Annotated in this window: 24 protein-coding genes; 3 read left to right on the forward strand and 21 right to left on the reverse strand. The window is 38.6% G+C overall.

Annotation, left to right across the window (positions count from 1 at the left end; translation table 11 throughout):
* Window positions 1-272: 272 nt before the first annotated feature.
* From A5888_RS09130 to A5888_RS09150, 5 genes are all read right to left on the reverse strand, one after another.
* The gene (locus A5888_RS09130; RefSeq protein WP_086350006.1) at window positions 273-629 is read right to left on the reverse strand and encodes a glycine-rich SFCGS family protein; all 357 of its coding nucleotides are present in this window, start codon (window positions 627-629) and stop codon (window positions 273-275) included.
* Window positions 630-656: 27 nt separating this feature from the next.
* Window positions 657-998, reverse strand: coding sequence for a PRD domain-containing protein (locus tag A5888_RS09135; RefSeq protein ID WP_086350005.1), 342 nt, complete (start codon window positions 996-998; stop codon window positions 657-659).
* A gap of 4 nt (window positions 999-1,002) precedes the next feature.
* The gene (locus tag A5888_RS09140) at window positions 1,003-2,871 is read right to left on the reverse strand and encodes a BglG family transcription antiterminator (RefSeq protein WP_086350004.1); all 1,869 of its coding nucleotides are present in this window, start codon (window positions 2,869-2,871) and stop codon (window positions 1,003-1,005) included.
* 550 nt (window positions 2,872-3,421) lie between these two features.
* The gene (locus A5888_RS09145) at window positions 3,422-4,378 is read right to left on the reverse strand and encodes a Gfo/Idh/MocA family protein (protein ID WP_086350003.1); all 957 of its coding nucleotides are present in this window, start codon (window positions 4,376-4,378) and stop codon (window positions 3,422-3,424) included.
* Window positions 4,379-4,802: 424 nt separating this feature from the next.
* Complete coding sequence (locus A5888_RS09150) at window positions 4,803-5,144, reverse strand: type II toxin-antitoxin system PemK/MazF family toxin (RefSeq protein WP_086350002.1); 342 nt, start codon at window positions 5,142-5,144, stop codon at window positions 4,803-4,805.
* Between the two features lie 324 nt (window positions 5,145-5,468).
* Between A5888_RS09150 and A5888_RS09155 the strand changes: the two genes are divergently transcribed.
* On the forward strand, window positions 5,469-5,804 hold the full coding sequence (locus A5888_RS09155) for a hypothetical protein (protein ID WP_086350001.1): 336 nt from the start codon (window positions 5,469-5,471) through the stop codon (window positions 5,802-5,804).
* Between the two features lie 100 nt (window positions 5,805-5,904).
* Here the strand turns inward: A5888_RS09155 and udk are convergent, their stop codons facing one another.
* The gene (gene udk, locus A5888_RS09160; RefSeq protein ID WP_086350000.1) at window positions 5,905-6,528 is read right to left on the reverse strand and encodes a uridine kinase; all 624 of its coding nucleotides are present in this window, start codon (window positions 6,526-6,528) and stop codon (window positions 5,905-5,907) included.
* A 128-nt stretch (window positions 6,529-6,656) separates the two neighbouring features.
* Between udk and A5888_RS09165 the strand changes: the two genes are divergently transcribed.
* Window positions 6,657-7,106: a GNAT family N-acetyltransferase gene (locus tag A5888_RS09165; RefSeq protein WP_086349999.1), complete on the forward strand. Its 450-nt coding sequence runs from the start codon at window positions 6,657-6,659 to the stop codon at window positions 7,104-7,106.
* 141 nt (window positions 7,107-7,247) lie between these two features.
* Here the strand turns inward: A5888_RS09165 and A5888_RS09170 are convergent, their stop codons facing one another.
* The 5 genes from A5888_RS09170 to A5888_RS09190 all read right to left on the reverse strand — a co-directional run bounded on the left by A5888_RS09170 (window position 7,248) and on the right by A5888_RS09190 (window position 12,880).
* On the reverse strand, window positions 7,248-8,027 hold the full coding sequence (locus A5888_RS09170; RefSeq protein WP_086349998.1) for a Cof-type HAD-IIB family hydrolase: 780 nt from the start codon (window positions 8,025-8,027) through the stop codon (window positions 7,248-7,250).
* 159 nt (window positions 8,028-8,186) lie between these two features.
* Window positions 8,187-9,203, reverse strand: a complete 1,017-nt coding sequence (locus A5888_RS09175) for a hypothetical protein (RefSeq protein ID WP_086349997.1) — start codon at window positions 9,201-9,203, stop codon at window positions 8,187-8,189.
* Between the two features lie 692 nt (window positions 9,204-9,895).
* The gene (locus A5888_RS09180) at window positions 9,896-10,543 is read right to left on the reverse strand and encodes a deoxynucleoside kinase (protein WP_170924835.1); all 648 of its coding nucleotides are present in this window, start codon (window positions 10,541-10,543) and stop codon (window positions 9,896-9,898) included.
* Window positions 10,544-11,004: 461 nt separating this feature from the next.
* The gene (locus tag A5888_RS09185; RefSeq protein ID WP_086349996.1) at window positions 11,005-12,210 is read right to left on the reverse strand and encodes a hypothetical protein; all 1,206 of its coding nucleotides are present in this window, start codon (window positions 12,208-12,210) and stop codon (window positions 11,005-11,007) included.
* 97 nt (window positions 12,211-12,307) lie between these two features.
* Entirely contained in the window at window positions 12,308-12,880 is a 573-nt protein-coding gene (locus A5888_RS09190) for a TetR/AcrR family transcriptional regulator (RefSeq protein ID WP_086349995.1), read from the reverse strand.
* Window positions 12,881-13,003: 123 nt separating this feature from the next.
* Here A5888_RS09190 and A5888_RS09195 point away from each other — a divergent pair, with 123 nt between their 5' ends.
* Window positions 13,004-13,912, forward strand: coding sequence for an NADP-dependent oxidoreductase (locus tag A5888_RS09195; protein WP_086349994.1), 909 nt, complete (start codon window positions 13,004-13,006; stop codon window positions 13,910-13,912).
* A 748-nt stretch (window positions 13,913-14,660) separates the two neighbouring features.
* On the opposite strand, the gene A5888_RS09200 is transcribed toward A5888_RS09195, so the two are convergent.
* The 10 genes from A5888_RS09200 to A5888_RS09245 all read right to left on the reverse strand — a co-directional run bounded on the left by A5888_RS09200 (window position 14,661) and on the right by A5888_RS09245 (window position 22,039).
* A complete protein-coding gene (locus A5888_RS09200) occupies window positions 14,661-15,347 on the reverse strand; it encodes a YjjG family noncanonical pyrimidine nucleotidase (protein ID WP_086349992.1) in 687 nt (228 codons plus the stop codon).
* A 1-nt stretch (window position 15,348) separates the two neighbouring features.
* Window positions 15,349-16,086, reverse strand: coding sequence for a 16S rRNA pseudouridine(516) synthase (locus tag A5888_RS09205; protein WP_086349991.1), 738 nt, complete (start codon window positions 16,084-16,086; stop codon window positions 15,349-15,351).
* 129 nt (window positions 16,087-16,215) lie between these two features.
* Window positions 16,216-16,581: a hypothetical protein gene (locus A5888_RS09210; RefSeq protein ID WP_086349990.1), complete on the reverse strand. Its 366-nt coding sequence runs from the start codon at window positions 16,579-16,581 to the stop codon at window positions 16,216-16,218.
* A 47-nt stretch (window positions 16,582-16,628) separates the two neighbouring features.
* Window positions 16,629-17,012 carry a hypothetical protein gene (locus tag A5888_RS09215; protein WP_086349989.1) on the reverse strand — a complete coding sequence of 128 codons (384 nt, stop codon included), beginning with the start codon at window positions 17,010-17,012 and terminating at the stop codon, window positions 16,629-16,631.
* 40 nt (window positions 17,013-17,052) lie between these two features.
* Window positions 17,053-17,310: a CPCC family cysteine-rich protein gene (locus A5888_RS09220; RefSeq protein ID WP_086349988.1), complete on the reverse strand. Its 258-nt coding sequence runs from the start codon at window positions 17,308-17,310 to the stop codon at window positions 17,053-17,055.
* Between the two features lie 242 nt (window positions 17,311-17,552).
* Window positions 17,553-17,726, reverse strand: coding sequence for a hypothetical protein (locus A5888_RS09225; protein ID WP_170924834.1), 174 nt, complete (start codon window positions 17,724-17,726; stop codon window positions 17,553-17,555).
* Window positions 17,723-18,664: an L-lactate dehydrogenase gene (locus A5888_RS09230; RefSeq protein ID WP_086349987.1), complete on the reverse strand. Its 942-nt coding sequence runs from the start codon at window positions 18,662-18,664 to the stop codon at window positions 17,723-17,725. The genes A5888_RS09225 and A5888_RS09230 overlap by 4 nt, the downstream gene beginning before the upstream one ends.
* Window positions 18,665-18,735: 71 nt before the next feature.
* Window positions 18,736-20,262 carry a cardiolipin synthase gene (cls, locus tag A5888_RS09235; RefSeq protein ID WP_086349986.1) on the reverse strand — a complete coding sequence of 509 codons (1,527 nt, stop codon included), beginning with the start codon at window positions 20,260-20,262 and terminating at the stop codon, window positions 18,736-18,738.
* 117 nt (window positions 20,263-20,379) lie between these two features.
* Entirely contained in the window at window positions 20,380-21,390 is a 1,011-nt protein-coding gene (locus A5888_RS09240) for a S16 family serine protease (protein ID WP_086349985.1), read from the reverse strand.
* A 10-nt stretch (window positions 21,391-21,400) separates the two neighbouring features.
* On the reverse strand, window positions 21,401-22,039 hold the full coding sequence (locus A5888_RS09245; RefSeq protein ID WP_086349984.1) for a GTP pyrophosphokinase: 639 nt from the start codon (window positions 22,037-22,039) through the stop codon (window positions 21,401-21,403).
* Between the last annotated feature and the right edge of the window lie 123 nt (window positions 22,040-22,162).

Below are 22,162 nucleotides of genomic sequence, written 5' to 3' on the forward strand. Positions count from 1 at the left end.
CTTTGTTCTGCTGTTCTTTCATTTTTGAGGTCCGGTAGCTATTATCTCTAAGCCGAGATACTCGACAAGAATAATAGTCCTCCTTGTGATTTTTGTGAGAACAGCCTATATTCTTTATTCTGCTGTTCTTTCATTTTTGAGGTCCGGTAGCTATTATCTCTAAGCCGAGGGACTCGACAAGAATAATAGTCCTCCTTGTGATTTTTGCGAGAACAGCCGATATTTTTCTGCTGTTCTTTTATTCTCGTTAATACACGGACAGTTTTTATTGCTTATTCACCATGTTTTTTTACGAATGCTTCTGTCAAGCGTTTACCTAGCTCTTCCTGATCCATAAAGCCAAAGCCCAATACAGTTTTTCCATCATTGATTGCGGTAATGCCTTCTTCAACTGAACGCATTCCATGACGCTCTGGATACCCGTATTTGTTCGCTGCTGTCAAAGCTCCTGCTCCGCCACTTCCACAGAATGAAATACCCATATCCGCATTTTCTTGCTGCATCACATCACCTAGACGCATATCTGCCCCCATCCCAGGAACAACAACGGCACGTCCGCCGGCTGCTTCAACACCTTTAGCTACATTCTGTCCTTTTCCTAAACGATCCGCGATTACTACTGTTATCATGTTTTCTTCCTCCTAGATTGTTTTTATTTATTCAGCCGCATTTTGTTTTGCAGCCTCAAAGTGTATGGATAATACATACATTTCGTCTATTGGTAGATTGCCAATATGCTTTACTAACTCGTCTGCAATCGACAACGCCTCTTTTGATACCTCTTCAAACATCTCCGGATCAACACCCGCCATTTTTTCATTTGCTTTTGAGCGCTTGATCATTTCATTGACGTGGTTAATCAGAATGGTCCATTGTAACTCCGTGGGTACAATTGCCGCTGTTGTCAAAAGCTCCTCGGTTTTTGTAATAGAAGCCTCTAACTCCTCACGATTTTCAGACTCATTGATAATTTTCTTTGCATCTTCTGCTAATTTCATCCTCTCACTCCTCTCTGATGTAATTCAATAAAGCGGTGATTTCTGCCTGATTAACAATTAGATTATTTTTTGCAAAAATCCGCTCGATTTGCTCTACCAGCTGTTGCTGAGCCATCAGGGTCTCTTTTACGATATTCCCTTCATTTTCATACTGACCATCGAAAATGATCCGGTGGACCATCAACATCACATGGAGTAAGAACGCCTCTTTGTAGCCATCATTTAATTTTTCATCAAAAGCATTCAGTAGCTCCTCGTAGATCACATATGATCGGACGAGAATGTCTCTACTTTCTGCTTCCAACCCACGATTTTCTTTCAACGGCTGACGTGGTACCAGTCGAGGGATATGACCGTCACGAACACTGGTCAAAATTTTATTGACCTCTTCCTGTATCTGTTGGATATCACTCTCTGTTGGAAGTGGATTAACCTTGATAAATGGACGATTTACCACCTCGATCGGAAAGATACTAAGAACTAAATCCGGATTTTTCTCTTCAATGATATCGTTGGCATTCAACACCGAAGCAAATCCGGCGATTTCAACATTAGATACCTCTTCCAAAATTTTCTGCTCGATCAAACTTGTTACCCCAAGTCCTGTGGAACAAACATAAACAATCCGAACAACATTGATTTCATGCTGATTTTTTTCATATGCCACCAGAAAGTGCAATGCGATATAAGCAATAAAGGAATCATTGATGAATAATGCTGCATTTTCGATGTCTCTACTACTGGCATGCTTGATTGCACGGAATAATTGCGGATATTTTGCTTTGATATCATCGACAAAAGGATTGTACTCATTGATAAACAAGTGTTTCTTAGTCAAACGTAAGGATAAATGAGCGAATAAATTCGTAAACAATTGACGATCTCGATAAAAAGGAAAGTTGATTTCCTCAGAAACATCTCGAATCAGTTCTTCGGTCAGCTCTGCGATATCCTGATGACTGTTCGTAATAAACACATCACTGTAAATATAGAAATACTCATCCGCTAAAAGTGGCAGCTCATAGTGTTCGAACACCTTATTCATTAGGAGAAACGGCAACTCCTGCTTTTTCATTAACTCCTCTTGATTTGACAAGATCCGATACCCATTCATCGTATGCTGCAGCTGCATCCTTGATGTAGCTATTGCAACTCTGAGTGTAATAGAGAGAATTTCTGCATAATTGAACTGATCCAGTAATGACGGATCAAGCAGTTTTGTCATCTCATTTAGTGACACTTGATAGATCTCCTGAAAAATCGTGCTGCCCCCCACATGAACATCTATCAACCGCTTATGATTGCCTGCTTGAACGAAATGACTCATGATTTGGTAGATATCATATTCCGTGATTTCCTTTTGACTGATATATTCCATCAACAATCGAATTTTACTTTCTTCACCATAGATAAAGAAGCCCACACGACTTTGCCGATCCAACTGAAGCTCATACTTTTGGATAAAAGCTTCTAAACGATCCAGATCTTTCAGAATTGTATTTCTGCTGACCTGAAGCTCGTCTGCTAATTCTTGAGAGGTTAGATGCTTTGGCGAAAGAATCAGATGGAAAATCAATTGGTTCATTCGCAACTCCTGATCCGGATATGTTTCAAAACGATCCACTTCTAGAATTTCATTTTTCAATGTCAACCGTTCAGAATCCTGCAGCTCCAACCAAACGCCTTTGTTTCTTCGTGCTTGCAACGTGATATTCCGCTCCTGAAACCATGTGCGTACATTGTCCAGATCATATTTAATTGTTCGTACACTCACACTAAAAGCCTCAGCGAGCTCTTTTGTTGTGATGCTATTCTCCAAATCCAGAAGCATCAGTAAAATATTAATTTCTCGTTTTGATAAGTGCAGTGACATCTTCTACTCACCTTCGTTTCTTCCCCTTACACCTGCAACTATAGCTTGATTCTTATCAAGTAACAACACAAAAAAGTTGCACTTTTGTAAGTGCAACCTTAGCCAGAATTTACTTTGTTAGATACGAAAAAAGCTGGCCTTGTTCTATTTTTTAAAATGGTCAATCGTAAAAAAAGCTTTCTATTTCAAGGGTTCTGAACAAAAATTAAGTGCAACCGCTACTTGCAGTTGTATAAAAAAAACAATTGCACTTACCCCTCATTCCGAACGGCCAAGCTCTCTTTTGCAATAAAAAAAAAGAAGATTCACATCTTCTTTTTTTACGCAGTATCTATATTGCTATAAATAGATGAATTTTCTCCACAAAAACTTCATCCGACACGCCTACAATCCGGTAGTTGATGAGTGAACATCTGTGCCTCTGCATTAACCAACCACACGCCGATAAAATCGGAATGATCGAAACGATCATCTGGTTGAGTCAACTCGTCGCATGAGACATACTTTATCACAATTTAGACAATAATACAAATAAGCTTAAATTTTTTTTTTATACCCATTGATTATACATCTCTTCAACTAATCGAACCGTATCAGTTGTTATTTTTTCCGTCATCATCGGACTTTCCAGCAAACCACCAAGCAAACAATCGTTGACATGATCCACCTCAAAAACAAACTCACTGCTTACCGTACTCGTCAACAGCTCTTCACGACCATCATTGTAATAGATAGTCGCATGATCTGTTTTCCAAAAATAAGGAATCTCAATCCTGCCGTTTTCTCCATAAATAACCATATCACTTGGGATATCTAACTGCACTGTAAGAAAAATGCTGGCTAACACCTGATCTGGAAATTTCAACGATAATTCAACCTGATCGTCTGTCTTTCCCTTTTCCATAGACGAATGCCCACAGTAGCTTATTGGCGAACTCCCTAAAATAAACTGAATGAACTCAAGAGGATAGCTCCCAGAACCATGAAGTATACCACCTCCTGCATCAAGGGAATGAAACCATTTCAAATGATCGATATTCGGATAAGCTGTGACCGAACGAATCTGACGGACAGTTCCAATCCCTCCTTGTTCTATCACTTTTTTTACTTGGCTGGCAATCGGCAGAAAAACAGCCTTTTGTGCTTCCATCAAAAAACATTTATTTTTCTTCGCCAACGCAAAAAGCTCTTCTGCTTCAGCGAATGTTAATGTAAATGGTTTTTCCAACAGAACATGTTTTTTATGCGTCAACGCCATCTTTGCTGCTTCATAATGCCCCTTATTGTATGTCGCTATATAAATGATATCTATGTCCTCATCTTGACACAGTGCTTCATAGCTTCCATAAGCCTTCGGAATAGCCAGTTCAGCCGCTACTTCCTTTGCTCGAGCTAACTCTCTAGCAGCAATCGCCTGCACCTCACCTCTTGCACTTTCTCGAACCCCTTCTACAAAGCGAGGGACAATTTGAGCTGTACTTAATATTCCATAACGAATTTGCTTCATGCCGTTTCCTCCTGTATCTTTCTACTCCAACTATACCCTGAAATCAAGAAACTTGGAATCAAAAAAGCAAAGCCAAATCAAGCTTCGAGTAAATTCAGCTATCTCCTGACTCTTCATTGACTATTCCATAAAAAAATGATTTTCAAAAGAAAATTTAACTCGCATCACTAGACAAGAAGAAATGCGAAATAATTGAGATTTTTCAAATAATAAAAGAACTATGTTTTGTAAAATGTGACCAACATCAATCTTAATAGTTTTTCCATTACTATTATTTCATCGTTCCAAAGCAGTTAAAAAACCGAGATCAACTGATCTCGGCAATCGATGACAGTAACAAAAACCTATGAACAGCCTGATAAAAACATCGTTCTCCTTGCTGACCTCAACTTACTGTTATTCTTATGTATTTAGCTAGACAAGCCTATCGAATTCCTATACTGACCTTTAACGCCTGATTGACTTTTTCCATATCGCCATCTTGAAGCTTACAAATTTTTTGTAGCATTCGCTCCTTATCCAATGTACGAATCTGCTCCAAAAGTACTAATGAAGGTGTCAGTTCTTCCTCATGTGGAATATTGACCTTCACTTGTGTCGGCTGCATCTTTTTTCGAATATTTCGCGTAATAGGTGCGACAATCAACGTTGGACTGAATAGATTCCCTTTATTATTTTGAATGATCAGCACAGGTCGAATGCCTCCCTGTTCAGAACCAATTACCGGTGAAAGATTCGCGTAAAATATTTCTCCCCTCCGCATCATTTTTTCTATCCCCCCTTATCAAGAAAAAATCTTTTTACAAATTATAACATGATTCATACAGATTTATTTTTCAACATTTTTGCTGAAAATGCAAAAATTTGATAATTCGAAGTGAAATAGCTGACAAATTATCCAGAAACAAATGTGTTGATTTTGCTATAAAATACTATTCATTTATTACTTAAAAATTTGTTTTTTATATAAATTTATTAGAAATATGCCAAGATATATGATAAAATTAATTGAATATATGATTATTTTCAGTCATATGTTTAGGGGATGATAGTTACTATCTGCGAATATTTAGAATAGAAGGAGTGCTACATGAATATATACTCAATCAAAATTTCACCAAATCGACCATTCAATAAATCCGAGCTGACTTACCTCACAGAAAGGTGTACAATATTGTCTAAAAAGGTGCTGACGTTGGATTATATCAAGGAATGTGATTACGATTACGATGAAAAAGATGAGTCATTTACGTTCAATTTTCTCTGCATCCATAACAAAACGTTTTCATTAAAAATTGTTAAAGATGATCGCTCTGACAATCATTTTTTTTCAATGCAGAAGTATGATAAATGGTCAATTTTACGAAAAGATTTTATCAAGGAACTTGAAGTCATCCATGAACTTCACTCGAATTCTCATAATTAAAGTTAAAAATAGGAATAGTACAGAAAAAAAGCAGGTAGACTATCACAGTCCATCTGCTTTTTTTATCTCTTGATTTTTGCACTTGCAGTATTCGAGAGGATCATTCCAAAATGCTCTTTACTTTTGTGGTGATCAAATCAATAGCTACATGATTTTCTCCGCCTTCTGGAACGATGATATCTGCATATCTTTTAGTTGGCTCGATAAACTGGTTGTACATCGGTTTAACTACAGTCAGATACTGTTCAATCACAGAATCGAGTGTTCGACCACGTTCTTCCATGTCTCTCTTGATTCGGCGAATAATACGGATATCATCATCTGTATCTACATAAAGCTTTATATCCATCAATTCTCGCAGCCGCGGGTCTTCCAAAATCAAAATACCCTCAAGAATAATTACTTCTTTTGGTTCCTGTATAATGACATCCGAGCTTCTTGTATGCTCAACATAATCATAGACAGGCTTCTCAATTGATTCATATGTTAATAACTGCTTCAAATGTTCGATCAACAGATCGGTATCAAAAGCAAAAGGGTGGTCATAATTTGTCGTTAATCTTTCCTCAAAACTCAAATGACTCTGGTCTTTATAATAAGAATCCTGTTCCAGCATCATAATTGAGTGATTAGGAAAATGGTTGAAGATCGCCCGACTGACGCTTGTCTTCCCACTACCTGAACCACCAGTCACTCCAATGATTATCGGTCGATTGTTTTTCATGCAGTTAAACCTCTTTCTTTTTCAGCAAATAGCCATTATCATCCTTTTCTATTATAATAAAAAGTGAGCAGATTACCACTGAAAATTACAACTTTCTTCATCAAAAACAATTTTAAGGAGATTCTATTATGAACATTACAGCGATTACGCAGCTAGAAGAGGAACATTATCAGCTTTTGCTAGATGCAGATCCTTCAAAAAAACATGTCGATGATTATACAAAAAGAGGGCAAGTATTCATCATTAGTGACCCAAAACTAGTAGGTATCATGGTATTAATACCTACCCGCCCTGATACGCTGGAACTTGTTAACATTGCAGTTGCTGAAGCCTCACGAGGAAAAGGCTACGCACAAAAATTGATTGCCTTTGCTTTTGACACCGCAAAAAAACAGGGCATCAAGACAATGGAGATTGGTACTGGAAGTACCGGGTACGAACAACTGCACCTTTATCAAAAATGCGGCTTTCGCATGACATGGATCGACCGTGACTTTTTTGTTCGCCACTACGATGAAGAAATCGTTGATAATGGAATTGTTTTAAATGATATGGTTCGTTTGAGTATCGATTTGTAGATCTGGCTCTTATAGACTATAATGGCTGACCTTAGAAGCGGATTGAGCTCTTCGTATAGAAATCAGATAGTACTTTCTTCATACATCTTAAAACACCATTTCCGAATAATATCAGAAATGGTGTTTCTTGTTTCTATTTTTTTAAATCAGCCCATGCTTCAAGCAATAATGATAAATACCATTATCTGCCACATGACCACAAATTTCATCTGCAACTGTCTTTAGTTCGTCAGATGCATTGTCCATTGCTACACCCCAACCCACAGCTTCTAACATCTCAATATCATTATTTCCATCACCAAATGCCAAGGCTTCTGATTTACTTAAGTTATAGTACTCTAGTATTTTATTTATTCCTGAGCCCTTCCCACTGCTGGTGGGAATAATATCGACTGCTCTATCCCACCATGCAACGATTTTAGAGTGATTCGTATTTTCCATTAGCTTTGGGTGATCTGCTTCCCGAGACCCCAACATTATTTGGTAGACATCTTCATTATTGACAACTTCTTCAAAGTCATCAGCAACCACAACTTTTTGATGGGCAAAGGAGAAGTATTCGATCAAATCTTCATCTTTACCATTTGCGATTGTTTTTTCCTTTGTTGCAACCGCTACTGGTCTATTTAGTTTTTCCGAGTTTTGAATGATTCTTTTTACATCACTAGTAGGAATAGGGTTTCTCAAAATAGTTTCCTGCTTGTTAAAACAACTTGAGCCATTAAAGGTAAGAAACGCATCAAATTCCACCTCATCAAAATGTGGCAATGCTATTGGGCTTCTACCTGTTGCAAGACAGATGATAATACCGTTTTCCTTTAATTGAACAAGCATTTCTAACGTTTTTTCTGATATACGCTTTTTTTCCATATCGATCAATGTTCCATCAATATCAAAAAAGACTATTTTTATATTATCCATAGATTTACCCCTTTACAATATTTTTTAGTTTCTGACCTACAAAAAAATACGCTCTTTAGTTCAACTATTGATTGTTTCTAAGTCTGAGTTGATCTTACTCACTCTACTTTTCACAATTTTATCAATATCTAAAGCAAAAGCAGCGGATTTAACAGTTACTTACGATAGTGGGTTTCCTTTTAGCTCTGCATTCCCCGCATCATTCACTTCCAGACGTCCTGTCTGACTCGTTCTTTGAACTAAGGCATGACAGTGATAGTCTCTATTGTTGTAAGCATCACTTGCAGTATTTTGGATTGTGTATTTGGGCAAGGGCCAATCGGAAGATAGCTGATAAGATTTTGCACCCAGTCCTTTTTGTGTTAGATCTGTGAATATACCTACTAGGTAATCATCGTAATTATTGACCGCAGATATATACCCATTCAAATCATTTATTTCTATACTCATATCGCTCAAAAACTCATTAAAATCGACTGCATAGAATTTAGTGGTTGCCACATTATAAGCATTTGCCCCAGTGTTTTCTTTGTCGTAAAAATTAACGCCATATTGCTGATCCTTCGTCAAACTAGACAGACTGGTTTCAGCTTCTAGATAGGCCTGATCTATAGTTGCTTGGCTAGCCTGCCCACTTTCCAACATATCATTTAAATATTTCTTATATCCATAAACCCCAGTAGCATCTTTAAGCATCGTTTCACTCAATAGATATTCCCCCGCTGTTAGATGGTCCACATGATACCTATAAGCTCTTACTTGACCTTTACTTAATGGCGTTACCCTATCATGAACGATAGGCTCTGCAACTGTTGCTGCATCAGATTCAAGAACATTGGATCTATCCATGCTGTCCTCAGCATTAGAGGTTGACGAACCTTCGTTCATAGGTTTCCCCATAAAATATAGGCCTGTTGCAGCAGCAGCTATAATCAATAAACCTGATAAAAATATACTTGCTATTTTCTTATTACGCTTGCTTCTATACAATTTAGCAGCTTTGATTCGTTTCTCTTGTTGTTCCAGATAAAATTTTTTCTCAATTTCATCAAGTAAAGCTTGGAGTGCTCCACGCTTTTCCGGATTCGTCTCGCGTGCAATTTCTTTTTTTAACTGAAATACCCTTTTTTCATGCCGCTCTCCCGGCGTATCACTCTTGTAGAATTGCTCTGGCATAGTATTAACTCCCCCAAATTACTATCGATACATTCAATTTACAATAAATATTTATTTATTACAATGTCAAGTTTATAGAAAAGCAGTTATATACGTCACGCTAGATTTTTTTCTAAAATAAATTTTAGCCGACCTGGATAAAAACTTTTTGAAATTTTATACTTGTTTCTTCTTTATCATTGTCAGTTAAGTTCTTCTTTTCGGTTTCAGTGAAATTCCTTGAATATTTTTATGGAGAAATATCTGATAATAATGCTATCTCCAGCAGATCGTCCATCTTTCAAAGTAACATCAATGTAAAAGTCACCGATCGTCAAACAATAGTGTATGACATCTCGCTTACACTCAGAAGTGTACATTTTTCTTCTAATTAACGTATCAAAATACTAGGAATCAACAATTTTAATAGACTTTCTAACAAATAATTTGTCCCGAATGCTAAAGCAATGGGCCAAGGTCTTACACCTACCATCACCGTTCTGATATGCCTCTACTACTTGTCTTTTCATAGTTAATCACTAAAAAGCCCCCTAAGTTAGACCAACAAATCTAACTTAAGGGGCACACAATATGATACAGAAGGCAACTTTTACTATATTGCCGAATCACTAAATCAATTCGTTTCTTCCTCTTATCAAGTCAGCCGTGTCATACGATCCAGGTGTCCCGAAATCTCCAAAAACTTGCTTGACTTATAAATCAGAAATTTCCTCCAATTTTTCTTCAATTATTGCTAGCACAGCTTCTCTGGCGCTCACATCATCCACAAAATCTAAAGCATCACCATCGATTTGGATTTTCGGACTTTCAGAATAGTCTTCAAACCATTGCGTATATCTCTTATTCAGTTCTTCATAATAACTATAGAGTGATTCATCATACTCGATTTGCTCAAAAGGACGCCCCCGTTTTTTGATTCTGTTCAGCATTGTCTCAAAAGAAACATGAATATGAACAAGTAAATCCGGTCGTTTCTTTTTTGTCGCATAAGGTAATTCTTCCATCATATTTTTTAAAAGCTCATCGTAAACTTTTACTTCTGGAGCCGATGCACGACCGAGATCAGCATTCAAATGAAAAAGTAACGAATCCTCATAAATAGATCGATCCAATACATTATTATCCTCAGCCAATGCCATTTTTATATTTTCAAATCGCTTGTTTAGAAAATACACCTGTAGTAAGAAGGCGTATTTCTTAGGCTCTGCGTAAAATAACGGCAATATATCATTATTGTCTACCGATTCATAAAAAGCATCCGTTCCTAAACGGTCTGCAATCAGCTTCGTCAATGTTGATTTTCCCGCTCCAATGGTTCCTGCTAATACAATCACACTCATCAATCTCCCACTTTACTAATTATCAAAAAACACAATATATAGTGTTTTTAATAGTTTTTTTTAACAACTAATACAATATACAGTTGCCTGTTAATTTTGTCAAACATTACTCATTTTGTTTTTTCCCAGCAATCTAGAAAGATGTTACATTATTTTATTGTCCTTCAAAAAACCTCTTACTTTGTATATGAGATACAAAAGCAATTGCTCACCATAACATTTTTTGACCATTTTCCTAATAAAAAACCTCAGGTATTCATTTACCTGAAGTTTGAAAAAATGACCCTCATCCAACAAAAATAAATAATTGCTTTTAAAATACCAACAATAACCACTTAATTGTCTTTACTACAAGGTTCTATTTTCATAAAAAAAATCGCTCAAGCTAATGAGCGATTTTTGTCTCTGTCTAAAGGTTGCTATACTTGAATAAGCCATCGACCATGAGTACAAACTGTTGGTCAAACCACTTTTTCAGCAAAAGCAGCAGAATTTATTACATATTCTTGATTATCCACAGCGACTCTATAATAAGGATTCCCTTTCGTCGAAGGATAATATCCAATAACATGAATAGTTTTACCATTCAATTCTAAATTCTTGGTTGTTGTATGGTTTGGTACACGTTCAAAATAATGATTGACAATCACGTCATCATTCACAAGGTACACGTTATAATTCTTTTCGCCCATCAACAAATATTGATCAACAAGCTGTTTAGATTGAATATAATTCCCTTTAAAGTCAAGCTCAGCACCATATGGGACGGATGAAGTGATCACTCCATTGTTATAAAGAACAGATGCCTCTTCCTCAGAAAATAACCATGAAGCTACTTTTCTAGGTTTTTCCCATGTCAAACCAGCCATTGCCAATGCTGCAGCATCTATTTTACTGCTTCTAACACCCTCGATATTTTCCAAGGGACTTCCAATTACTCCCACGGCCCACGAACACATAAATTCTGTCCCTAATACATTGTCTCTGATTGCATTTTCACCATCGGAACCACCACCTAAATGGGGGATGCCTAAAGCATGACCAATTTCATGAATTAAGGTTGCTACCTTCCAATTATTTTTGAATGCTTTGGGTAAAGCTGTGCTGTCTAGCTGCCAATGATTGGGGTAAAATAAAATGCCATCACCATTATAAGATTGGCCTCCTAAGGGATAGTGCAATGTCCCGTTCACCCAAATTCCGTTCGCATCACTATCACGAATCGTTTCATCACTTTCGGCTTGCGTAGCAACGATTTCCACGATTTTAGCACCTGCTAGTTTGTTCCAATAAGCAGCAGCTGACTCAGCCATCTGCATCGTCATCAATTCTGACGTATTGTACAATTGTAAAATACCATCGCTACCAACAAAATTCGTCAAATTGGCACCCTCTAACTGATACACGTAATCAGTTGATACCGTATCCAAGCTTGTATTGCCATTATATACATCTCCATGAGTAATACTGGTCAATTTCTCAAGCTCAGGTTGAGAATACATATTTCTCGTGATTTTTCCACCTACATTGCAATACGCCGGTGTTAACTGGTACTCTGAAGTGCCCTGATAAGTAGCCCCATTCTCCGCAAATCCATCCATCGGTCCGAAAAATAAAACTACTAACGCAGCAGAAATTGAAGTTAAAACTAAACCACGCTTTTTCATTTCCATTCCCCATTTCTTTTATTCTAAATACACTATATATTTTACTACAATATGTGACCTAGAAAATGGAATATTTAAAAATTTTAGCATGCTTCAATTAGCTGATAAGCCCCAGGAACTCTTGATAAACAGCTTTAACATGTGCGCCAAACGTTTGATTCCCATCCACAAGCCAGTTAGAAAATGCTAAATGGAAGAATTGCAATGCTACACGCACAGCCAGCTCAGAATGATTTTTATCAAATATGACTGACTCTCCATTTTGGAATTGTGCGCCTTTTTCAATCATCTCACTTGTTAAAAATAGTGCTAAATCTTCCATTTTCAACAATTCCCGTTCTCTAAGATCCGGATGCGACTGTACGATTTTCGTGCGTGCAATACTTTGTTCACGATCCTTGTCAAACACTTGAACTTGAATCAACGCCTTTACCAAAAGCTCAAGAGGATTGTCACTGAAGGCATCATTCTCAGATAAGTAACCGGCAATCTCCTGTCCCAGCATATTTTCCGAGTCAAAAAGTACATCTGATTTATCCTTAAACTGTCGATAAAATGTTCTTTCTGTCACGCCTGCTCCTTCCGCTATTTCTTGAATCGTTGTATTCTCATAGCCTTTACTTTTGAAAAGCTGAACTGCAGCTAAGTATAATTTTTGTTTACTTTTCATTGCTCCTCCTAAAATGTCAGTTTATGACTTTTTTATTGACAAATTTATTTCAAAGATATACAATTCATAAAATGTCAGTTTATGACATTCACTATATCAAAAAATAAACGGAGGGTCAATTTTATGAAAGCTTTACAATACAATTCCTTTGGAGGAATAGAAAACCTCAAACTTACAGATATCCCCGAACCTACAGTTTCCGAAAATAAAGTACGTATCAAAGTCACTGCTGTTGGGCTTAATCCTATGGACTGGGCAATCATGGGCAATGAAGCACTAGCACAAAATTTTGGTGTCCAGCTTCCCATGACATTTGGCTATGACTTTGCAGGTATTATCGACCAAATCAGTGAAGACGTCACAGATTTTGCTGTTGGTGATCGTGTTTATGGTTCCACATTGACTGGTGCAGCTGCTGAAAAGATCATCATGCCCGCAAGTGGCCAACAGCTGTTTCATACACCAGACAATATTTCAGATGAAATTGCCAGTACATTGACTGTTGCCGTAAGTACTGCCGCCGTAGCTATACGGAAGGCTAAAATATCCGTAAATGATACACTTCTTGTTGGCGGTGCAGCAGGCGGCGTCGGTACATTTGTTGTTCAGATTGCTAAGACTCTTGGTGCAAAAGTAATCGGAACTGCATCAGATAGTACCGCAAGCTATCTTGCGGAGCTCGGCGCAGATCAAGTCAAGTACGGAGCAGGATTAATAGATCAACTGACAGAAAAGCACATTACAGCTGCAATTGAGCTCCATAATCAAGAGGTTGTCGATACCGCACTGGCTCTTGGCATACCAGCAAATAGAATCACGACGATCATCATGTTTCCTCAACCACCTGAAGGGGTAACAACTTCAACAGGTAGTGAGGTAGAATATGAAGAGTTCCAAGCTGTGATTGATCAAGTTTCGGCTGGTACTATCAAAGTTCCTATCGCAGCCATCTATTCTATTGAAGATTATGCCAAAGCTATTTCAGCCCAGGCTGCTCGCCATGTACACGGTAAAATCGTAATGATATTTTAATAGTTGATGTAGCGAATTCAAAATAGTAATAGAAAGATTTATACCTGAAAAAAAAATGTGCTACCCACCTAAAATGTCTCAATGCCAAAAAAAGCAACTGTAGGATTAGCACTCACCCTGCAGTTGCTCTTTGAACATCGCTTATTCAGTTTCAAGGTATTGAGACACGCATATGTCACACCTTTTTTTCTCCTCACATGTTTTCAACAACGTGACTTGCCTGTTCCGATCCTTTTGAATCTATAATTTGCTTTTTTATATTCTCTTAACAAAATCCAAGAAATCTTGCTGAGCATTCTTCAAAGTAAGGATCGGTTGTATTCGAAAGCTCCATTTTTGTCCTCGTCCTTTAAACTTCCAACTATTACTTATCAATAAACCATAGTTAATCGTGCTATCAGATAGTTCCTCTATATTAAATTCAACCTTTTGAACCACCTGCTCTGTTATCCTACTGACAAATAGAATAATAAGCTTTTCGTGATTTATCAGTAAAATCGCTTGTCCTGTTATTGCCGACATTCCTTGTGCTGTTGCGAAACACGTATGCATATCGGGCGATCCGTACTTCAATTTTTTCTCGGTTATTTTTTTACTGCTTATGATAAACACATTTGTACCCCTTTTCACTACCACTAGGACAATCAATAGCTGAGACAACAATATAGAAAAAGGACACAGATCAAGATTCACTCCTTAGCTGTGTCCCGCTTATTCGTTAAACCATTTTTCCAGACCTACTCCATGATCAATCCTTCAATATAGCCAACAACTCATCCAACTGCTCGATTTCATAAGTTGGTTTGATTTCTGCTGTCTTTTCCTGCTTTGTTGGATTCAACCATACTGTTTGAATATCCGCCCGTTGCCCCCCTGCGATATCGGAATTCAGTGAATCACCGATAATCAATGTTTTTTCTTGTTCAAATGCAGGAATCCGCTCAAAAACATAATCGAAATATTCCTTCATCGGCTTTTGATAGCCAACCTCTTCTGAGACAAAAATATCATTGAAAAACGGACGTAGCTCGGAATCATCCAATCGCTTGTATTGGATTTTAGCAATGCCATTCGTCACGACATAGAGATCATAATCGGGGTTCAGTTGTTCTAAAATTTGGCGGCTATTCCCCAATAAATGGTGCCCCTCACTCAAAAACCGCTGATACTTCAAGCCCATTTCTTCCCCATCAACAGTTCTGCCAAATTGTTCAAACAACGCTTTGAATCGTGTATTGCTGATGGTCTCTTTGCTGATTTTTCCTAATTCAAACTCTTTCCAAAGATTACGGTTGATTCTCTGATACTGCTGCTCAACTTCTTGTGTTAGCTCCAAATTTTCCTCTGAAAACAGCGTGTAGAGCGCTTGCTTCTCAGTTGCGCGAAAATCTAGCAGTGTATCGTCGACATCAAATAATAGTGTTTTAAACTTCATTTTATTCATCTCCATCTTTTCTTTGAAAGTAGGGTCTCAGCTGCTCCAGCTCGCTGTCAGTCAGCTTACGATAGGCGCCCGGCATTAGCTCAGGCGATAGCTGCAATGGCCCCATACTGATTCGTTTCAAGTAAATCACCTTTTTCCCTACAGATAAAAACATTTTCTTTACCTGATGGAATTTGCCTTCTTTTATATCCAGATACGCCCGACTCTCTTTGTGTGAGCTGGACAGAATAGTCAATTCTGCCGGTTGACACCGTTCTCCACCAGTAAAGATGATCCCCTCTAGAAATTGCTGTCGATCCTCTTCGGCAAGTGCCTCATTTACAACCACTTCATAGCGCTTCGTTACCTTTTTGCCCGGGTGCATCAACTCATAGCCCAGCTGACCATTATCTGTAATCAGCAAGAGGCCTTCTGTATCACGATCCAGTCGCCCGACCGGATAAAGTTTCGTTGTCCGTTCTTCTTCTTTAATCAAATCAATCACAGTAGTATGCTCACCATCTCTTACAGCAGTCACTGCTCCTTGAGGCTTATTCATCATGAAATAGGTATGGCCTGAAAAAGAAAGGATTCTTCCTGCTACTTCAACTTCATGAAAAATCGGATCAACATTCAGTCCTTCCACTGTCACCGCTACACCGTTGACCTTAACCAGCCCTCGCTTAAACAAGCGGCGAACCACTTTTTTTGAGCCTATTTTCTGCTCCTCTAAAACCTTATCTAAGCGCATAACTTCTCTCCATCACAATAATGCTAAATTATACATGAAAATCGTGAAAAAACAACTTAGTCTGCTTTTCATAGTACCGATTTTTATAATAAAAAACCAGAAAAGCAATTTGCCTCTCTAGCTTTAGTATTATTTCCGATAATTAAACGCCATCTGTAGACAAATAGTCAATTCCTGTACAGGCAACGCATCATGAACAGATAAAAGAACTGCTCGATTTCCTGAAAATTTTAAGCCATCACCAAACAGCTCACGCCATTGCTCAACCAGTGTCGTTTGACAATGAACAAGCAAAGCAATCTCATCATCAGAGTAGCGATCTATCCTTACTGGAGTTCCATTCGAAGAAGCAAAGGATAATTGATTCCACTTCAAGCTTTGCGTGAGTTCCTCATCTACACTTGTAACAATCAGCTCATACAATTCTGCTAGCTTCTCTTTTTGCTCAGTTGAATAATTAGCATATAATTCAAAAATATCATAGGCTGGTTTCATGATTTCCCTCCTTCATTATTTAGGCTAATGCTTAAAATCAAGTCATTTTATTTCTCGTTCATCGGGCACACTGTGAGCCATGCTGCCTCCGCTTGCATCACACCATCTCCATCCAGTCCCCATTGTCCTTTATAGTCCAAATCGATCATGTCCCCTTTTTTCAGATTGGCTATCGGAAATGCTCGCCCATCTAAATAGCTACACGAGATTTTCGTGGAGGCTTTTATCTCTGCTTTCGTGTCAGTGTTGACATAAACTGCAGCTATACGAATTTCATTTTTGTCTGAATCCACAACAATTTCATCAACATATCCTCTAAAATCAAGAGTTTGTGCTTTTGGAAACAGCTTATTTGGTAAATAGACAATTGCTAAAATCAGACAGATAGACAAAACATACAACACGATCATCTTTCCATTTCCCTTTTTCATGTAACACACTCCAATCGCTCACTTTCAATCTAGCATTTGTTTAAGAATAGTACGGAGGGATCTCTTCTTCTTTTGGCTCGCGTACATACTGAACGAGCCTTTCTTGACAAGCACCAAATTTTATAAAGTTCTTCTCTCCCTCTTGTAAGGTCAGACTACGATTACAGGCACTTTTATGTGTATATTTTTTCAAAAATACATCATTCTCCCAAAAACAAACGGGACAAATATAGCCAATTGCTTCTCTATCTGGCACCGGCAAGGTCAAGTACCCACAGCACAAACAACGATACCCCATCTTATCCTCCTATATTTCTTCATTTAATTATCTACATTATACCCTATAAAAAGGTGGAAAAAGCATTGATTTATCTGAAAGCTATAGTAACCGGTTCGCTGTAAAGACAATGCACTATTTTCCAAAACAGAGGGTAGTAACTAAAATCACTGAACAAATTGAATACTTTGGAACTTTTCTATCTTGCTTAAGTTGAGCCTGATTCCTTTTGTTTTTGCTTATTCAGGCGTCCGATTCACCCTCTAACTAGCAATTTCTACACCGCTATTCTTTGCTACGACCAAACAGCTTCTCTTTCCACACAAAAACACCTCTGAAGTAGCCATTTTAGCAATGAATACTTCAAAGGTATTTGTACAAATACAAATCATTTTTTCAATAAGACTTCTTCCTATCCACAACCAGATAATAATCAAAACTCATCCTCCATCACAAGCTGCTGCATATTTTTTAAGGTTTGAATAGAGTGCTGCATCTGCTTATTTTCTTCCTCATCAAGAGGTGTCTCAATGATTTCCCGAACACCCTCTCTGTTTAGTACCGCATTTGAGCCAATGCAGACATCTCTGCTGCCATATTGCCCGTCCAGATGGACCGAAACTGGCAGTACGGCATTTTCATCTTGTAAAATTGCCTGAGTGATTCTTGCTAATGCAATGGCAATGCCATAATGAGTAGAACCCTTGTAATTGATAATCTCATAGGCCGCGTTCTTCACTTTTTCTGATAGCTCAACAAGTTCTTCCTGTGAAAATTCAGGATGCTGTGCCAACCATTCCGTGATTTTCAATCCGCCAATATTCCCATGGGACCACACAGGGAATTGTGTATCTCCATGTTCTCCTAAGATATAGATGTTCACATCTCTTGGATCTATCTGAAATTTTTCTCCTACTGCACTTCGCAGCCTAGCGCTATCCAATGATGTACCTGAGCCAATCACCTTATTTGGAGGAAAACCAGTCAATTTCATCACGTAATGTGTGAGGACATCTACTGGATTACTGGCAATTAAAAAGATTCCGTTGAAGCCATTCGCCATGACTGACTCTACAATAGATTTCATGATCTTCGCGTTACGTTTTACTAAATCCAGTCTCGTCTCATTGTCCTTTTGCGCAGCACCCGCTGTGATAACAACTAAATCTGCTTTAAAACAATCAGAATAATCTGCTGAGTATATATTTTTGGGCCCAACATAAGCCAGTCCATGTGTCAGATCCTGCACATCTCCTGCAACCTTGTTTGCATCCAAGTCAATAATTCCTACATCGCTGCCCAAGCCTTGCGCCATCAATGCAAAGCTATAGCTCGAGCCTACATCTCCATTGCCTATTACGATAATCTTATTCATAGTGGTTCCCCCTTCTATCTTATCCGTCCTATTTTACGTTCTTACAAAAATCAATCTATCCGTTTTTCTCTTTAAAGTATCGGAGCAAACAAGGCACTGATTTTTTCCTTTGTTTTCGTCAGAAGTGTTCGTCGTTCTTGTATTTCTTTATTTATCCTTAGAGACTTTTTCAAATCGGCTGAAAACTGCTCATCCAATGTTTCTACCGCAGCTGAGGGTCCATAAATGAATAGGGACAACTCATGATTGAGATAAAAACTGCGAATATCAAAATTCGTTGAACCAACCGTTGCTATATGCCCATCAATGATCATACATTTACAGTGAATAAATGAAGTACGATCATAAGCGTACACCTCAACTCCTGCTGAAAGTAGCGTATTGATAAAAGAGTTTGTCCCATGAAAAGATACGCCGCGATCTCCTTTTCCTGGAATAATCAGTTGTACCTCGATGCCACAGCGTGCGGCTCTTCTCAGAGCTCCCAGAGTCTCCTCATCTGGAATAAAATAGGGCATCGCAAGTCGGATCGAGCGAGTCGCTTTTCCAATCAAATCGACAAACGAATCCTTAATTACTCGCTCCGGATCATAGGGACCTCCATACACGACCTGAACGATTTCTGAATCGCTCGTTTCGTTCTTTACTATAGGAAAATAGTTTGTGCCTTTAGCAAGAAAGTATTCAAGTGTTTCTTCGCTTTTATCAAGAAACAACCAATCATAGATAAAACATTCCTGTACCTCGATCACCGAAGGGCCCATCAGCCGTATATTGGTGTCTCGCCAATTCACGAACCTTTTTCCTTTCCCTCTGTACTCATTTCCAATATTCATGCCGCCAACATGAGCGATTTTCCCATCGATGATAACCATTTTCCTGTGATTTCGCCAATTGGCCTTATTACTGAGCAAGGGGGAGTTTAATAGATCATAAGTTCTTACCTCGACTTCCTGACTACGTAGGTCATCCAACAGTTTATTAGGAAAGGCGATCGATCCCAGACTATCATACATGAAGCGTACCTGAATCCCTTGCTTGGCTTTTTTTACCAATGCTCGAGTCAGCGCTCTACCCGTCTCATCTCCTTTGATGATGAAAAAAAATACATGTATATGATGTTGCGCCTGTGCTATATCATCAAGCAATTGGGTAAAAGCTGCTTCCCCTTCATTCAGTACCTGCACGTTATTTGCATTCGTCGGATATTTCGATGAAAGATGATAGATTTCCCTCGATAACTCATGTTCGTTACGAATGATTTCCGGATGCTTCTGCAGAAGCTCAGAAACAAATCGTTGCAGTCGTTGTTCATTCTCGATCTGCTGTACCGGCAGTTTACGTTGATGAGGTTCTTTGCCTATCAGAAAATAAAGTATAATCCCAAAAAGCGGTAAAAAGAGCAGTGTCAGTACCCAAGCAAACTTTGAAGAAGCTTCTCTTTTATCAAAAAACACTAAGTAACCACAAAGGACGATTGCCAGAAGCTCAAGACCACCAAGAATATAGCTGAATTTGCTAAAAAATACTGCCAACAAGGCAACGACGAAAATCAACAGAAATAAAAGTAGTTTATACCGCTGTAATTTACTTTTCATACCCTTTCTCTCCAATCATACATTTTCTAAACTAGACAGAAGTCAAAGGTAGTTACGGAGAAGGTTCCCCTAACAGCTTCGAGGTCGGTTATATCCTTCCTCCATTGTTTTCTCTGTCTACGTACTTGCCTGGCTCTCGATCTGTAAATACTGAATGATCTCTTGGATGTTATTGACTGGAACAATCTCCATCTCTGATTGTAAAAAGTCTCTGGTCCTTACTGCTTCTGCATAGTTAGAGGTCATCGTCAGCTCAAGATCCGCCAGATCAGGGACGAAAAAGATCTCAGCGCCTGCCGAGTGGGCGGCAGCTACTTTTTGAGAAATACCTCCGACCTGACCAATAAGGCCTGCTTCCTCAATCGTTCCTGTCCCTGCGATGGTTCGACCATTTAATAGATCTTGTCCGGTCAGTTGCTGATAAATACTCAGTGTCAACAGTGCCCCTGCAGAGGGTCCACCAAAGCCCTTGGAATCGATCGTTAGGGTCGGTGTTTCTTCTTCAATCACCAGTACTCCGCTCAGCAAGTAACCCTTCGCAGAAATTTTCTCCACAGGCAGTTCTATGGATTCGCCATTCCTATTAACTGTTAAATTCGTCGCTTCTGTTTTAAGGGTCTCGGTCAAGGTCAACAGTGATTCCCTCGTAATTGGTATCCCATTCACCGCAGTCAGCACATCATTGACTCTAAGGCCGTCTAAATTGGAGATGGCACGATTCACGGCCATCACACGGATTCCTCGGAACGAGAGCTCATTCTCGATATCTGCTGCTCGATAAGCCTCAACAATAGCTGTTTGCTGAGAATTTGCCATAAAAGCTTGTTGGATATCGCGGTTATCCTTTCCTACTAATCCTTGGTTCGTATGATCCGTTTTTACATCTGAGTAATAAGAAGCCAAAGCAGCCAGATAACTAGCTAAAGTAGCCGGTCTTCTGCTGACAGTTGTCACTAAAATTCGTCCATCAGCACTTTCTGCTTCATTCTTTACAGAAACCATTTGAACTGCATCTCCTAAAGGACCGGGCTTCAAAACATACCTGTTCGGTAGTTTATAAAAGAATAGGAAATAAATTGCTGCTAAGCTTATGACCAAGATCACTAAATATTTCTTTTGTTTGTTCATGTTTCACCTCTTATCCTGATAAAGACGAGTGATTGAATTGCATGATTTTGTCTCTTAATACCAACATGTCCTGATCAAGCAGGTGAGCTTTTTCAGAGCAATGCTTCAATTCTTCTATCAGTTCCACGTCTTTGTGCTCGTTCTTATATTTCAGCTCATGCTCCAGATTAGCCCAGAAATCCATTGCTGCCGTACGAATCTGAACCTCCACATTTATGTTGGTTTTCATGGTTGATAAAAACACCGGTATCTGGACAATCAAATGAAGACTTCTATAGCCATTTTCTTTTGGCGACTGGATATAGTTTTTTTCTTTGATCAGCACCACATCGTCTTGCCCCAAAAACATGTCTCTTACTCGGTAGACATCATCGACATACGAGCAAATAATCCGTACTCCGGCACCATCACAAATCCCATTTAGAATACTGTCGGTCGTCACAGGTAGATTTTTTCTTTGGCACTTCTCATAAATCGAACGACTGCTTTTTACTCGAGCACTTATTCTCTGAATGGCCGTTCGCTCGTTTCTCAGAGAAAGCTCTGAAAGCAAGACATTAAATTTTGTTTCACATTCTTTTTTTACACAATCAAAAAAGAACTGAGCATTTTGAATCTCTAATTGATGTCTGGAAAGTAGCTGCTCCATTGTTTCAATCCTTCCTGATCAAGCAGCACAACGCTTCAGCTGCTTGCAGTAATTTTTATATTTTTTCGAAGAGAAACTTATGGTACAGCGTTTCCCCTCCATGAGCAGCAGTGGGAAACGAAC

The sequence above is a fragment of the Enterococcus sp. 9E7_DIV0242 genome (assembly GCF_002140975.2).
Classification (GTDB): domain Bacteria; phylum Bacillota; class Bacilli; order Lactobacillales; family Enterococcaceae; genus Enterococcus_L; species Enterococcus_L clewellii.